Origin of the sequence: Massilia litorea (genome assembly GCF_015101885.1) — a bacterium.
Classification (GTDB): domain Bacteria; phylum Pseudomonadota; class Gammaproteobacteria; order Burkholderiales; family Burkholderiaceae_D; genus Telluria; species Telluria litorea.
The window spans coordinates 2,023,551-2,038,125 of record NZ_CP062941.1 but is presented as its reverse complement, the minus strand read 5'-3'; the positions used below and the strand labels follow the sequence as shown (position 1 = coordinate 2,038,125).

Sequence of the window (14,575 nt, the reverse complement as noted above, 5' to 3'; positions counted from 1 at the left end):
TTTTCGATAGTTTACACTGAAACGCGCGACCAGCCATCCGGAGCGCCGTTGCGCGCGCGAAGCACCACTCGATAACGTGATGCAACCGTTCGATCCTAGCCCGTAAAATGGCTCGCCCTGTTGACTGAAAACACGATGATTCCGAAAAGCAAGTCTGTTGTCTGGTTCCGGCGCGACTTGCGCGCCTTCGACCACGCCGCCCTGCACCATGCGTTGCGCGATGCCACCCAATACGGCGGCAGCGTGGTCTGCGTCTTCGTGTTCGACACCGGTATCCTGGAGGGCTTGCCGCGCGACGAACGGCGCGTGCGCTTCATCCACGCCAGCCTGCGCGAACTCGACGCCGAGCTGCGCAAACTCGGCGGCGGGCTGATGGTGCGCCACGGCGCCGCGGTGGACGAGATCCCGCGCCTGGCCGCCGAACTCGATGCCCGCAGCGTGTACGTCAACGAGGATTACGAACCGGACGCGATCGCCCGCGACGCGGCCGTGGCCGCGCTACTTGAAGCCGGGGGCCGTAGTCTGCTGCGCTTCAAGGACCAGGTGATTTTCGAGAAAAACGAGGTGCTGACCCTGGCCGGCGGCATCTACGGCGTGTTCACCCCGTATAAGAACGCATGGCTCAAGCGCCTGGCCGCCCAGCCGGAAGCGGCCGCGCCGTGGATGATCGAACCGCATGCGGGGGCCCTGGCGCCCGTGCCCGAGGTGGCGCTGCCCCGCCTGGCGCAGCTCGGGTTCGATGACGGTCCCCTGCCCGCTCCGCCCGGAATGGCGGGGGCAAGTGAACTGTTCGAACACTTCCTGCCACGCCTGGCTGATTACGGCACGGCGCGCGACTTCCCGGCGCTGGACGCAACGTCTCGCCTGTCGATTCACCTGCGCTTCGGCACTACCTCGGTACGCCACCTGGTGCGCACGCTGCGCCAGATGATGGCCAATGGCGCCGGTGGCGCGGGCGCGCCGGTGTGGCTGTCGGAACTGATCTGGCGCGAGTTCTACGCGATGATCCTGTTCCACCATCCGCATATCGCGCAGCAGTCGTTCAAGCCGGCCTTCGATGCGGTCGCATGGGAAGCCGGCGAGCCGGCGCAGGCTTTATTTGCCGCCTGGTGCGAAGGCCGCACCGGCTATCCGCTGGTGGACGCGGCGATGGTCCAGCTGAACACGACCGGCTTCATGCACAACCGGCTGCGCATGGTAACGGCCAGCTTTTTAGTAAAAGACCTCGGGATCGACTGGCGCTGGGGCGAGCGCTATTTTGCGCGCCAATTGAACGACTACGACCTGGCCTCGAACGTCGGCGGCTGGCAGTGGGCGGCATCGACCGGATGCGATGCGCAGCCGTGGTTCCGCATCTTCAATCCGGTGACGCAGTCGCAGAAGTTCGACCGGCAGGGGGAGTTTATAAAACAGTACCTGCCGCAGCTGGCGAAGCTGGAGGCGCGGGATATTCATGCGCCGTGGCTGGTGCCGGCGGATGAATTGGCGGCGTGCGGGATCGTGTTGGGGAGGGATTATCCGGAGCCGATCATCGATCATGCGCAGGCGCGGCAGCGGACGCTGGAGCGATTTACCGTCGTCAAAGGCGGGTGATGCCGTCGGGTGTTCAGGGGCACGAACGCGTGGGCTCGAGAGCCCACCCTACGGCATAGGCAAATCGATTACGCCTCCGGCATCTCGCCATTCAACAACCCGGCAATCGCCCCCAACAACACCGGCTCCTGGAACGGCTTGCCGAAATACGCATTTACGCCCAATCCCAGCGCGACATTGCGGTGCTTGTCGGCCGTGCGCGAGGTGATCATGATCACCGGCAGCGCGGCCGTGGCAGGATCGCCGCGCACGTGGCGCACGAGATCAAAACCGTCCATGCGCGGCATCTCGATATCGACCAGCATCAGGTCGGGACGCACTTCCGGCAGCTGCGCCAGCGCGTCGACCCCATCCTTGGCGAGCGCCACCCGGTAGCCCTCGCGCTCGAGCAGGCGCTGGGTCACGCGGCGCACGGTCAGCGAGTCGTCGACCACCATCACCGTCGGGCGGTGGACGGGCGCCGGCTGGGCCGCGGCGGGAACCATGCCCACGCTCCCGGCATTCCGGCCCAGGGCCAGCGGGTTCAGGATCAACACGATGTCGCCGCTGCCGAGCACCGTGGCGCCGGCAATCCCCGGCACCCGCGCCAGTTGCGGTCCGAGGTTTTTGATGACCACCTCGCGGTTGCCCAGTACCTCGTCGACCTGCAGTGCGATGCGCTCGCCGGCGCTGTGCAGCAGCAGCACCGGACGCGAACGCAGGCCGGGTTCGAAACGGTCTCCTTCCCCCAGCAGCGCCGGCAGGTAGTGGAAGGGCAGTACCTGTCCGCCGGCGTCGAGCGTGCCGGTCTCCGCGGCGGCGGCCAGGTCCGGCTCGCGCACCTGTACCACCTGCTCGACCAGGGTCGAGGGCAGCGCATAGGTCTTGCCGGCGCTGGCGACCAGCACGACCTGCGTGACGGCGAGGGTCAGCGGCAGGCGGATGGTAAAACGCGTGCCCTGCCCGGCCTCGGTGTCGATCGTCACGCGCCCGCCCAGGGCCTGCGCTTCCGAGCGCACCACGTCCATGCCGACGCCGCGTCCCGCCAGTTCGGTCAGCGTATCGGCGGTCGAGAAGCCGGGCGCGAAAATCAGTTCGGCCGCCTGCGCGTCGCTCAGTTCCGCATCCCCGGCAATCAGGCCGAGCGCAATCGCCTTGGCGCGGATGCGCCCCAAATCCAGGCCGGCGCCGTCGTCGCCGAACTGCAGCACGACCTCGTTGCCCTGCTGGCTCACCTGCACCAGCAGCTCGCCGGTATCGGATTTGCCGCCGGCTGCGCGCTCGGTACGCGGCTCGATGCCGTGCACGATGGCGTTGCGCAGCAGGTGTTCGAAGGGCGCGGCCATCTGTTCCAGCACGCTGCGGTCGATCTCGACGGCGCCGCCGCGGATGTCCAGGTTTACGCGTTTATCCGTTTCCTTGGCCGTCTGGCGCGCGACGCGAAACAGGCGTTCGGACAAGCTGGCAAAGGGCACCATCCGCACCCGCATCAGGTCGCGCTGGAGGTCGCGCGTCATGCGCGATTGCGCCGCCAGTTCTTCGCCGGCGCCGTCGACCGTGCGCGAGAGCGACTCGTGGAAGGAGGCGACGTCGTTGACGCTCTCGGCCATCATGCGGGTCAGTTCCTGCAGCCGGGTAAAACGGTCGAATTCGAGCGGGTCGAACTCGCGCTCGCCAGCGATCGACATTCGCGAGGCGATCTGCGATTCGGCCTGCATCTCGACTTCGCGCAGCTGGCGCCGCAGGCGGCCGAGGTTGTCGGAAAACTCACCCAGCGCAGCTTTTAATACGCCCATCTGGTTTTCCAGTTTCGAGCGCGTGATCGAGACCTCGCCGGCCTGGGTCACGAGACGGTCGAGGATGTCGGCGCGTACCCGCACCAGCGGCGTGCGCGCCTCGCTCGGGGTCAGCGCATCCGCGGCAGGCTCCGCCGGCGCTTCGGACGCATCGGGCGCATCGCTTGCCGGCGCCTGCGCCGGCTGCACCAGCTGCTCGAACAGCGCCAGCGCCGTGTCGTAGTTGGCCATCAGCTCGTCGAACGCGGCGGGCGCGCTGGTCCCCGCATGCACCATGTTCTCGACTTGCGTTTCCAGCTCGTGGGTATGCTGGCCGATGCGCATCGCGCCGGCCATGCGCGCGCTGCCTTTGACGGTGTGCAGGGTGCGCAGCAGGCCTTGCGCCGGCGCCGGGTCCTGCGGGTTGTTCTGCCACTGGCGCAGGCCGTTGCCGATCTGCGGCAGCAGGTCGGCCGCCTCTTCCAGGAACACCGGCAGCAAGTCTGGATCGAGCTCGTCGTGCAGCACCGGTTCGGGCGCCGGCGCGCCGTCCGTCGCCAGGGCCACGGGACGCGCGGTCGCTTCCGGCTGGGCCGCCTCGTGCGGCTCGGGCTCGGGCTCGGGCTCGGGCTCGGGCTCGGGCTCGGGCTCGGGCACAGGTTCCGCTTGCGCTTCCGGTTCCACCTGCGCTTCGGCCTGGGCCTCCGGCGCATCGAACAAGGCGTCGAAATCGAGGCCGAACAGGTCGTCGACGGCTGCGTCCGCGGCCGGTTTTTCCTCGACGGGCTGCGCAGCCGGCACCGCCACCGGCGGCTCGGCCCGCAGGCTGTCGTAGGCCTGCGCGAACAGCGTGTCGAGCTGGCGCGCGAGATCCGTGCCGGCGTCGCCGTACGCGGCTGCGGCCTGCTGCTGCGCCAGGGCTGTGCGCAGGGCGTCGAGCTCGGCCAGCATGTCCGGCTGGGCGGGCGCCAGTTCGTCGCGTCCGAAGGCCTGCAGCATCTGGCGCACGCGCGCCAGCGCGGCGTCGAGCACGTCGTGCTGGGCCGGGCTCAGGCTCAAGCCTGGCGCCGCCAGCATCTCGAGCGTCGTCTCCAGCGCCTGCGCCAGGTCGCGCAAGGGGAGGAAACCGACCGTGCCCGACGTGCCGCCCAGCGTGTGCACCGCCTTCAATGCCTCGGCGCTGGCCAGGCGTCCCGTTTCATGGCGCCACTCGCCGAAATCGCGCTCGAGCAGGCGCAGGAGTTCGTCGGTCTCGGCGACATAGATGTTGTACAGGGCCAGCGGAATCTCAAGCGTGCCGACGCGGTGCATGTTCTCGTCGGCGGCCGGCGCTGGACGGGTGGCCGTCGGCAGGGAAATCACATTGCTGGCCGCTTCCCGTTGCGCCGGCGGCGTCTCCTCGGCCGTCACGGGCTCCACGGCAAAGGCGGCGCCGCCCTGCACGCCTTCGGCTGCCGCGATCAGCCCGGCGTTGCTGCGTGCCGAGCTGCCGCTTGCCGCCAGTTCGGCGACCCAGGGCGAAAGTTCGGCGTGCGCGTGTCCGACGAGATCGAGCAGATCGGACGTGGCGGCGCGGGCGTCCGCGAGCCAGACGTTCAGCACGCGCTCCAGTGCCGCCGCGCCGGCCGCGAATTCGTCGAGGCTGACCATGCGCGCGCTGCCCTTGAGCGTGTGGAAGGCACGCCGCACGATGGTCAATGCGTCCTGCGCCTGCGGGTCGCGGCGCAGCTCGGGCAGTGTGGCGGCGATCGTGTCCAGCACTTCGCCCGCTTCGGCAACGAAGATCTCGAGCAGTTCGGCGTCGATGCCGGCTTCCGGTGCAAGGGCCGCAGCAGCAGCAGCAGCTTCGTCAGGCACCGCGGACACCGGCATCGCTGCTTCCTGCGCGGCGCTCGCCTGCTCGACACTCAACTCGCACAGCAGCTCCGCTTCCTCGTCGAACACGAAGCGGTCCTTCGCGCTGTTGCTGTTCTGCGCCAGCATGTCGGTGAAAAAGCCCAACGCGCCGATATTCCGGGCGATGTTATGCAGCGTGCCGGCCTGGGCCTGGACGTCGCCGTCGCCCTCGGCCAGGTTCGAGACCGCCTCGCGCACATGGTGCGCGGTGCGCGCCGCCGCCTCGTGGTCGAGGATGGAGAGTGCGCCCTGGATCTGGTGCAGCAGCGGAGCGGCCGCCACCAGCGCGCCGCGCTTGTGGCGCGGGTCGTCGTAATACTCGTCGAGCAGTTTTTCGACCTGGCGCAGGCCGGACTTGATTTCTCCCGCCAGCACGGCCACCGTCTGGCCCTGCTGGATCGACTGCGCCAGTTCGTTCTGCCAGTCGGGTGCCGCGGGCGGCGTTTCACCGGCAGCGAGGGCCAGCAAGCGCTGGCCCACCACTTCCGCATGCTGCCCGAAATCCTCCGGCAGCTGGCGCACCTGGTCCAGGCCGTGTTCGACGAACAGCATGGCCGTGGCCATCTCGAGGCCGAACTGATCGTTGCGGCCCGAAGCGATCGAGTCGTTGGCGGCCTGGCCGAGTTCGCGCAGCAGTTGCGCCAGGGCCGGCGCGCCGAGCTTCTCGCTGGCGCCGGCGAGCGTCGCCAGCGCGCCGTTGAAATCGGCTTCGCGCGCGGCGTCGGGATGCACGGCGAGCTGGTCCCAGTCCGACTTCGAGCGTGCCAGCGCTTCCTTGGCTTCCTTCAGCGCGTGCGGATCGACCTTGCCGTAGCGGCGCTCGGCATAATCGGCCGGCACCGCGCCGTCGAGGCGGAAGGCGCGCCGCAGGACCGCCGCCTCGCCCCCGGCCTCGCCTGCGGCCGCGATGAAGAACAGCGCGTCGCGCAGCATCGTGTCGGGCAGGCCGGCCTGGCCCTGGGCCAGGCGGCGCAGCTGCAGGTTGATCTGGCCGAACAGCTGCTTGATCAACAGGCCGCCCGCCAGGCTGCCCTCGGCCACCAGCATGGCGACCGCATGCAGCGCCTGCCAGGCGGTGCCTGCAGGTGTCAAAGGCGCAATCGCCGCGGCCAGCGCGCCCGCATGCGTGCGCTGGGCGGCGGCATCAAGACTTTTCAGGTAGGGCAGCAACGCCTTCTCGAACTGGGCGCGGCAGGCCGCGTAGTCGGGTGCGGCATCGTCGGACGCCAGGGCATGCGTCGTGTCGATAGCGAGCAGGTCCGACGGATGGATGCGCTCCGTGCCCAGCAATTCGTGCAGCGCGCGGTAATACGGGAACAGGCGTACCGGCTGGGGCGCGGCGCCTGCGATCAATTCGTCGAGGTATTCGCCGATCGCGCCGAAGGCCTCGCGCACGGCCTTGACACTCTCCGGCGTGCAGTCGAGCGTGCGCTCCTTGAAACGGTCGAGCGCGCGTTCGGCGGCGCTGGTGACCAGGCCCACTCCTTCCACATCGACCATCTGCAGCGCGCCATGCGCCTGGTGCAAATGCGTCTTCGCATGCAGCAGCAGGGTCGGCTGGGCTTCGCTCGAACGCGTCGCCGCATCGTTCAGGGCGCTGCTGGAGCGCTCGAGCGCGCCGCGGATCTCGCCGATCACCCAGGACAAAGGGCCGGTGTCAAAAAGGGGCGCGGGCTGGGATGAAGTCATCGTCGTTGTCAGGGTTGGGGCCTCAGGCGGCGACGCGGAAGCGCGACACCGAGTTTTTCAGTTCCTGCGCCAGCACGGCCAGCTGGCGGATCGATTGAGCGGTCTGCTCGGTGCCGGCCTGGGTATGCTCGGTCACGGAGAGGATGTGCTGCATATTGTGCGCCACGCCGTTGGCCGATGTCGCCTGCAACCCGGTCGCAAACGAGATCCCCTGGATCAGTTCCGCGAGGCGGTTCGAGACGCGCGAGATGTCCGCCAGCGCCGCACCGGCCGCATCCGACAGGCGCGCGCCCTCGACCACGCCCTGGGTCGATTTTTCCATCGCCGCCGCCGCGTCGTGGGTGTCCGTCTGAATCGTCCGCACCAGGGCGCCGATCTGCTTGGCGGCGTCGCCCGAGCGTTCGGCCAGGCGCTGCACCTCTTCGGCCACGACCGAGAAGCCGCGTCCCGCTTCGCCGGCCGACGCCGCCTGGATCGCCGCGTTCAGCGCCAGCACGTTGGTCTGCTCGGTAATGTCGGAAATCAGTTCGGTGATTTCTCCGATCTCCTGCGAGGATTCGCCCAGGCGCTTGATGCGCTTCGAGGTTTCCTGGATCTGCTCGCGGATCTCGTGCATGCCGAGAATCGCGTTCTGCACTGCCGCCGAGCCCTGCTCCGCCGCCGCTACCGACTGCCGTGCCACGTCGGCCGATTCGTTGGCCGACTTCGACACCTCGGTGATCTCGCCGGCCATGCGCAGGACCGTGGACGAGGCTTCTTCGATCTCGCGCGACTGCTGCTCGGTCGCGCCCAGCAGGCCCGTGGAAATCGTCTGCGCCTCGTTCGAGGCCAGCGTCACCTGCTCGGCGGTGGTGGTCACGCGCTGCACCAGGGTGCGCAGCTCCTCGACCGTGTAGTTGACCGAGTCGGCGATCGCGCCGGTGATGTCTTCCGAGACAGTGGCGTGCACGGTCAAATCTCCGTCGGCCACTTCCTGCAGTTCGTTCATCAGGCGCAGAATCGCGGCCTGGTTCTGGTTGTTGGTGGCCTTGGCTTCTTCTTCCTGGGCTTGCGCCAGCTGGCGCAGGCTTTCCGCTTCGCGGCGGCGCGCGTCGGCGCCGCGGGTGCGGTTGCGCGAGTCCTGCAGCATAACGCGGCTGATCGAGCCGGCGGTGGCGAGCGTGAAGATCGAGGCCACGACCAGCAGCCAGAACCAGCCGTTCTGCGTGGATTGCTGTTCGCGGTAGCCGGCCTGCAGCGCGCTGACTTCCTTCTTGATTTCTTCGTTGTCGCGGTGGATGGTGCGTGCGGCGGCGCGCGCTTTCGAATACGCCGCCGGGTTGTCGAGGAAGGGCGCGAAGTCCTTGCGGAAGGCATTGAAACGGGTCTGCACCTGGATCAGCTTCTCGCGTAAATCCGGGTTGCGCTGGGCCGCGCCGCCATCGAGCAGCACGCCGAGCGCCTGTTCGAAGGCGGCACTGTCGGCGCCAATGCGCACCGCGGCGTCGTCGCCGGGCACGCCGATGGCGAAGAACTGGTTGGCGCCGCGCGCCAGGCGCTGGGTCAGCATCATCATGCGGCCGATCGCGGCCAGCTCGCGCGCGCTGGCGCCGCGTTCGACGTTCTGCGCCATCAGGTCTTCGGTCAGGGTCAGCATTTCGGACGCGAGGGCGTCGAGCTGGCGCACGCTTTTATCGAAGGCGATCAGCGCCGGCTTCATCTTGATGATGTTGGCCGCGCCCTGCTCGGAGGCGCTCCAGGTATTGCGCACGCGCGCCAGCTGGGCGCCCTGGCGGCCGCTGGCGCCCGGGATGCTGACGGCGCCGAGATCGCCGCCCTTGGCCAGCAGGCGCATATTGCGCTCGACTTCGGCGCGGCTCTCGTCGAGCTGGGCGAAGGAATCGGGGCGCCCGGCGAGCGCGTTCGGCGCCGCCTTGCCGGCACGCTGGGTATGCATCAGGATGTCGCCGGCGACCTGGATCTGGGCGGCGACTTTGGCGTTGACGGCGGCGTTCTGCCACATCCCGAGGATGGTCAGCAAAATGCCGGCGGCGAAGGCGACCAGCAGCAGGCGCAGCTGGCGCGGCAGCGACAGGTGGCCGATCAGCGGCAGGCTGAGGTTATCCTCTTCCTCGCTCTCTTCGGCGGCACCCGGTGCGCGGCGGCGCATCACGTTCCCGAGCCGCAGCATGGCTTCCTCGGCCGAGCCGCCTGCCGCCACAGCGGCGGGCGGCGTCTCCGGCATCAGCTCGGCGCCGAAGCGCGTGTCCGGCGACGCCAGCACGGTGTCGTTCTCGCCCTTCCCCTTCGGGAGGAAATTCAGGCCCATCTTTGAAGCGATTCCCATTGCGGCTCCTGGTGCTGCGGTGTTTTTATTGGCGGGGCTGGAGGGCGACGTGCAGGAAGCGTTCTTCCCGCACCAGTGCCGCCAGCGACAAGGGCGTCCATGCATGGCCGTCGGCGTCGCGCAGCACGGCGCCCTCGGCCTGCATCGCACTGCGGCGACGCAGGCCGTACACGCGCGTGACGAGCAGCGCGCAATTGAAGCCGAGGCGCGGCGCCAGCGAGACCAGGCGCGCCTCCGGCCCGCTGGCCGCGGCCTTGGGGTCGAGATAGCGCGCCAGGTCGATCACGCCCAGCAGGCTGCCGCGCACGTTGGCCAGCCCCAGGTACCAGGGCTGGGTCAGCGGCACGCCGGCCAGGGGCGGCGGCGCCACGATTTCTCCGGCTTCGGTCAGCTCCAATAAATAACGCGCGCCGCCGATGTCCACGCCCAGCTGGTGCTGCGCCTCTGCGGCGCCGCTTTGCGCGGCCTGCATCCGGGCCAGCAACTGCGCCTGGTAGTCGCGCAGGCGGGTGCGGCGGGCCGCCGCCGGGGCGAGCGCGCTGCCGTTCACGCCGGCGTTCATCAGGCGCCCAGGGCGGCGATGCGCGCCAGCAGCTGGGTCGGATCGACCGGCTTGACGAAATAATCCCTGGCGCCCTGGCGCATGCCCCAGATGCGGTCGGTTTCCTGGTTCTTGCTGCTGCAGATGATGACCGGCACGGCGGCCAGCTCGGGGTCGCGCGCGATCGAACGCGTCACCTGGAAGCCGTTCGCGCCAGGCATGACGACGTCCATCAGGATCAGCTCGGGCCGGTCGGCACGCATTTTGACCAGCGCTTCCTCGCCGTTGTCGGCAGTGGAGACGGCAAAGCCGTTTTTGACCAGGATGTCGGTCAGGTAGTAGCGTTCCGTCGGTGAGTCGTCGACGATCAGGATCTTGTGTATGGCCACGGGGGCTCCGCAAATCAAGGGGTTCCGGCCTGTGGGGCCGTGTGCTCGCGGACGGCCGCGAGCAGGGTATCTTTGGAAAACGGCTTGGTGAGATAGGCGCTCGAGCCGACCATCGCGCCGCGCGCGCGGTCGAACAGGCCATCCTTCGACGAGAGCATGACCACCGGCGTCGCGTGAAAACGCGCGCTCTTCTTGATCAGCGCACAGGTCTGGTAACCGTCCAGGCGCGGCATCAGGATGTCGCAGAAGACGAGCGCCGGATGGTGGTCGTTGATCTTGGCGAGCGCATCGAAACCGTCCTCGGCCAGCACCACGCGGTAGCCGGCCTGGGTGAGGAAAATCTCGGCCGAACGGCGGATCGTGTTGCTGTCGTCGACCACCATCACGGTGAGGCTGCTTGCTTGCTGCGATGTCGTCATTTTCGTTTCACTTCAGCATGGACCGCCAAGATAGCATAGGGCGATGGGCTTGTGCGTGAAGTGTTGCACAGCGTCAACTAGGAGCAAACGGAAGGGGGAAAAGCTTGTTGGAAGGGCTAGAAATTACGTTATCGGGTGGGGTGGGATTGATAACTTGATTGCAAAATTGGCATCGGAAACGCCGATGTTGTAGGGGTAATCGAGGCCAGTGGCCTGTCAATGCCCCTACAACTGCAAAAACTTAGATCGCGGTCATCTCAAAATCGTCTTTCCGGGCGCCGCATTCCGGGCAGGTCCAGTTCATCGGCACATCGGCCCAGCGGGTACCGGGAGCAATCCCGTCTTCCGGGGCGCCCGCTTCTTCGTCGTAGACCCATCCGCAGATCAGGCACATCCAGGTCTGGTAGGCGGTTGCGGTCGTCTCGTTACTCACGTGTAGTTCCTTCGATCTAGTAAAATGGGGAATCAGGTATCTTAATCTACCCGTCGTGCAAAACCAACCGTCTCCGCTGATTCTCACATTTGGGGTGTCCGACCCGGTCGGGGCACTTGGCGTGCAGGCAGATGTCGCCACCTTCGCCGCCCATGGCTGCCACGCCCTCTCCATCACCACCGCGCTGCTGGTGTCCGACAGCGCGCGCGTCGAAGAATGGCATGAAGTCGACACCGGCGTCATGGCCGACCAGGCGCGCCAGGTGCTCGAGGACATGCCGATCGCCGCAGTGAAAATCGGGGCGATTGCCAGCATCGAGCAGGCCGCGGCGATCGCCGAAATCGTTTCCGATTACGCCGAGGTGCCGCTGATCGTCGACCCGTTTCTCTCCGCCCTGCCCGACTCCGGCATGTCGGACGAGGACATCGTCGCCTCGATCCGCCAGATCCTGGCACCGCAGGCGACGGTATTACAACTGTCGCAATCGGAACTCGGACGCATGGCCGAACTCTGGCGCGAAGCCGGAGTAGAGGGGTCCCTGGAGACGGACGTCGCCGAGCTGACCGCGCGCGGCTGCCAGTACGTGCTCGTCACCGGCACCTCGAGCGAGGGGCATAAACGCGCCAACACCCTGTTCGACCGCGACGACGGCGTCACCATCATCGACTGGCAGCACCTGCCCGGCCATTTCGTGGGCGCCGGCACCACTCTCTCGGGCGCGATCGCCGCATTGATGGCGCGCGGGATGGACGCCATCGAGGCCCTGCGCGCCGCCCAGGACTACACCTATGGCGCCCTCCTGCACGCCCAGCGCTTCGGCATGGGCAAGCTCGTTCCCAACCGTTTCTACCGCATCCTGCCGCAGGCCGGCAGCACGAAAGCATCCAAGACATGACGACTGACCAATCCGCATCCCGCAACGACACCCTGTTCGCCCGCGCCCAGGAAACCACCCCCGGCGGCGTGAATTCGCCGGTGCGCGCCTTCCGCTCGGTCGGCGGCACCCCGCGCTTCATCACCCGCGCCGAGGGACCGTATTTCTGGGACGCCGACGGCAAGCGCTATATCGACTACATCGGCTCCTGGGGCCCGGCCATCGTCGGCCACGCCCACCCGAAAGTGATCAAGGCGGTGCAGGATGCGGCGGCGAATGGGCTGTCGTTCGGCGCGCCGACCGAAGGCGAGATCGAGATCGCGGAAGAGATTTGCAAGCTGGTGCCGTCGATCGAGCAGGTGCGCCTGGTCTCCTCGGGCACCGAGGCGACCATGAGCGCCCTGCGCCTGGCGCGCGGCGCCACCGGCCGCGACAAGATCGTGAAGTTCGAAGGCTGCTACCACGGCCACGCCGATTCGCTGCTGGTGAAAGCCGGCTCCGGCCTGCTGACCTTCGGCAACCCGACCTCGGCCGGCGTGCCGGAAGACTTCGTCAAGCACACCCTGGTCCTCGACTACAACAACGTCGCCCAGCTGGAAGACGCGTTTAAAACGATGGGCGACACGATTGCCTGCGTGATCGTCGAGCCGGTTGCCGGCAACATGAACCTGATCCGCGCCACGCCCGAATTCCTGGGACGCATGCGCGAACTGTGCACCGAGCACGGCGCCGTGCTGATTTTCGACGAAGTCATGTGCGGCTTCCGCGTCGGCCTCGGCGGCGCCCAGGAAATGTACGGCATCACCCCGGACCTCACCGCCCTGGGTAAAGTCATCGGCGGCGGCCTGCCGGTGGCGGCCTTTGGCGGCAAGCGCGAACTGATGCAGAAGATGGCGCCGATCGGCCCCGTGTACCAGGCCGGCACGCTGTCGGGCAATCCGGTCGCGGTCGCCGCCGGCATGACGACCCTGAAAATCGTGCAGGAGCCGGGCTTCTACGAGAAACTGACTGCCGCCGGCGAGAAGCTGGTGCAAGGCCTCACCGCGGCGGCCAGGGAAGCGGGCATCGCCTTCTGCGGCGACTCGGTGGGCGGCATGTTCGGCTTCTATTTCAGCGAGTCGGTACCGTCGACCTACGGCCAGATGATGGCGGGCGACAAGGCGCGCTTCAATGCCTTCTTCCACGGCATGCTGGAGGAAGGCGTGTATTTCGCCCCGGCCATGTTCGAAGCGGGCTTCGTGTCCGCTGCGCACGACGATGCGGTCATCGCGGAAACGATTTCAGCCGCCCGGAAAGTCTTCGCCCGCATCGCTTAAGGCAGAGCAAACGGGGCGCTGTCGCGCGCGCGGCGCCCGCCAACGCTTGTGCCATCATGGATCCAATTCCGGTTGGGTTGATCATGGCACGACTCCGACGTTCTCCTCCCGGCGCGCCCCGTTCACGGGTGCCGCGCTCGCAGCAGGCCCTGCCCCAGGCCGCGCAGGCCACGGTCACGCTCGCCCTGCTGCGCGCGGCCGATGCGACCAATCCCGACAGTTATTCCGCCGGCCTGGTCGACATCCTGAACGACTACGCGCGCCGCTACGAAGTGAATACGCCGCTGCGCCTGTCCCACTTCCTGGCCCAGATCGGGCATGAAAGCGGGTTTCGGGCGACGGAGGAAAGCGGCCGTTATTCGGTGCCGCGCATGCACGAGATTTTTGGATGCCGTGGCGGCCCGGCCCGCTACGACCGCGCACTCGACGACTGCCGCCTGAATGCCGAGGGCCAGCCCGACCGCCTGCGCCCGAAGCTGTGGCTGGAAGCGGACAGCTATGCCGGCAACCCGCAGCGCCTGCTGTCCTATGTATACGCGAACCGCCTCGGCAACGGCGACGAAGCCTCCGGCGACGGCTACCGCTACCGCGGACGCGGCCTGATCCAGCTGACAGGCAAGGACAATTACGCCGCTTTTACGACGGCGCATAACGCCCGCAATGCGGCCGATCCGCGCGATTTCGTGGCGCAACCCGACCTCATCATGAGCGAGCTCAAATACGCCATCGAATCGGCTTTCTATTACTGGGATGCGCGTACAGTGAATCCGCTTGCCGACCTGGACGACCTCGAGCAAGTCACCCGCGCCGTTAATGGCGGCCTGAACGGACTGGAAGATCGCGGAGCACGCCTTGCGAGCATCAAGAAAGTACTCGGTATCTGAGCTCATCGTCGCAGCGGCCTGCTGCTGCGTTGCGCCGTGCGCATCGGCCGCGTCGCTGTGCGCTGCCGACGAGCCAGTCGTGTTCGCCTGCCACGTGGGCACCAAGCTGGTCTCGCTGTGCCGCCCGAGCGGCGACCGCGGCATGCTGAGCTACCGCTTCGGGCGGCCGGACGGTGTCGAGTTGTCCTACCCCGATCCCGGCCGCCAGGCGAGTGCCGCCTTCACCGTCAAATCCACGCCGCTGGTCGGCGGCGGCGAGACGACGGTCGCGTTCCAGCGCGGCGCCTATACGTATACCGTCTACAGCAAGGTGGCGCGCGGCGCGGACGGATCGAGTCCGGAGTTCGAGGACGGGGTGATCGTCGCGCGGCGTGGGAAGGTGCTCAGCAGGATGCGCTGCGAGGATGGCGGCGAAGGGTTTCGCGAGCCTGTGAGCGCAGTGGCCGCGAAATAAACGTCGT

The 14,575-nt window shown here is 67.6% G+C and carries 11 protein-coding genes; 5 read left to right on the top strand and 6 right to left on the bottom strand.

From position 1 onward, the window contains the following. Positions 1–135: 135 nt before the first annotated feature. Entirely contained in the window at positions 136–1,593 is a 1,458-nt protein-coding gene (locus tag LPB04_RS09095; RefSeq protein ID WP_193688364.1) for a cryptochrome/photolyase family protein, read from the top strand. Positions 1,594–1,661: 68 nt separating this feature from the next. Here the strand turns inward: LPB04_RS09095 and LPB04_RS09090 are convergent, their stop codons facing one another. The 6 genes from LPB04_RS09090 to LPB04_RS09065 all read right to left on the bottom strand — a co-directional run bounded on the left by LPB04_RS09090 (position 1,662) and on the right by LPB04_RS09065 (position 11,001). Beyond that, positions 1,662–6,932 carry an Hpt domain-containing protein gene (locus LPB04_RS09090; protein WP_193688363.1) on the bottom strand — a complete coding sequence of 1,757 codons (5,271 nt, stop codon included), beginning with the start codon at positions 6,930–6,932 and terminating at the stop codon, positions 1,662–1,664. A gap of 22 nt (positions 6,933–6,954) precedes the next feature. Continuing rightward, a complete protein-coding gene (locus tag LPB04_RS09085; protein WP_193688362.1) occupies positions 6,955–9,258 on the bottom strand; it encodes a methyl-accepting chemotaxis protein in 2,304 nt (767 codons plus the stop codon). A 25-nt stretch (positions 9,259–9,283) separates the two neighbouring features. Then, positions 9,284–9,820 (bottom strand): chemotaxis protein CheW, encoded by a 537-nt coding sequence (locus tag LPB04_RS09080; RefSeq protein WP_193688361.1) that lies wholly within the window; start codon positions 9,818–9,820, stop codon positions 9,284–9,286. Continuing rightward, positions 9,820–10,188 (bottom strand): response regulator transcription factor, encoded by a 369-nt coding sequence (locus tag LPB04_RS09075; protein WP_307727401.1) that lies wholly within the window; start codon positions 10,186–10,188, stop codon positions 9,820–9,822. The genes LPB04_RS09080 and LPB04_RS09075 overlap by 1 nt, the downstream gene beginning before the upstream one ends. Positions 10,189–10,202: 14 nt before the next feature. Next, positions 10,203–10,607 carry a response regulator gene (locus tag LPB04_RS09070; protein ID WP_193688360.1) on the bottom strand — a complete coding sequence of 135 codons (405 nt, stop codon included), beginning with the start codon at positions 10,605–10,607 and terminating at the stop codon, positions 10,203–10,205. Positions 10,608–10,848: 241 nt separating this feature from the next. Continuing rightward, on the bottom strand, positions 10,849–11,001 hold the full coding sequence (locus LPB04_RS09065) for a rubredoxin (protein ID WP_091876441.1): 153 nt from the start codon (positions 10,999–11,001) through the stop codon (positions 10,849–10,851). A 160-nt stretch (positions 11,002–11,161) separates the two neighbouring features. Here LPB04_RS09065 and thiD point away from each other — a divergent pair, with 160 nt between their 5' ends. The 4 genes from thiD to LPB04_RS09045 all read left to right on the top strand — a co-directional run bounded on the left by thiD (position 11,162) and on the right by LPB04_RS09045 (position 14,568). Continuing rightward, the gene (gene thiD / locus LPB04_RS09060) at positions 11,162–11,935 is read left to right on the top strand and encodes a bifunctional hydroxymethylpyrimidine kinase/phosphomethylpyrimidine kinase (protein ID WP_407943887.1); all 774 of its coding nucleotides are present in this window, start codon (positions 11,162–11,164) and stop codon (positions 11,933–11,935) included. Next, positions 11,932–13,230 carry a glutamate-1-semialdehyde 2,1-aminomutase gene (hemL, locus tag LPB04_RS09055; RefSeq protein WP_193688358.1) on the top strand — a complete coding sequence of 433 codons (1,299 nt, stop codon included), beginning with the start codon at positions 11,932–11,934 and terminating at the stop codon, positions 13,228–13,230. The genes thiD and hemL overlap by 4 nt, the downstream gene beginning before the upstream one ends. A gap of 83 nt (positions 13,231–13,313) precedes the next feature. After that, entirely contained in the window at positions 13,314–14,114 is an 801-nt protein-coding gene (locus LPB04_RS09050) for a glycoside hydrolase family 19 protein (protein ID WP_227496677.1), read from the top strand. A 79-nt stretch (positions 14,115–14,193) separates the two neighbouring features. Beyond that, positions 14,194–14,568 (top strand): hypothetical protein, encoded by a 375-nt coding sequence (locus tag LPB04_RS09045; protein ID WP_193688357.1) that lies wholly within the window; start codon positions 14,194–14,196, stop codon positions 14,566–14,568. Positions 14,569–14,575: the final 7 nt, after the last annotated feature.

Excerpts from the sequence above, each read along its gene's own strand:
- LPB04_RS09095 (WP_193688364.1), top strand. The coding sequence starts at position 136 with ATGATTCCGAAAAGCAAGTCTGTTGTCTGGTTCCGGCGCGACTTGCGC.
- LPB04_RS09090 (WP_193688363.1), bottom strand. The coding sequence starts at position 6,932 with ATGACTTCATCCCAGCCCGCGCCCCTTTTTGACACCGGCCCTTTGTCC.
- LPB04_RS09085 (WP_193688362.1), bottom strand. The coding sequence starts at position 9,258 with ATGGGAATCGCTTCAAAGATGGGCCTGAATTTCCTCCCGAAGGGGAAG.
- LPB04_RS09080 (WP_193688361.1), bottom strand. The coding sequence starts at position 9,820 with ATGAACGCCGGCGTGAACGGCAGCGCGCTCGCCCCGGCGGCGGCCCGC.
- LPB04_RS09070 (WP_193688360.1), bottom strand. The coding sequence starts at position 10,607 with ATGACGACATCGCAGCAAGCAAGCAGCCTCACCGTGATGGTGGTCGAC.
- LPB04_RS09065 (WP_091876441.1), bottom strand. The coding sequence starts at position 11,001 with ATGTGCCTGATCTGCGGATGGGTCTACGACGAAGAAGCGGGCGCCCCG.
- hemL (WP_193688358.1), top strand. The coding sequence starts at position 11,932 with ATGACGACTGACCAATCCGCATCCCGCAACGACACCCTGTTCGCCCGC.
- LPB04_RS09050 (WP_227496677.1), top strand. The coding sequence starts at position 13,314 with ATGGCACGACTCCGACGTTCTCCTCCCGGCGCGCCCCGTTCACGGGTG.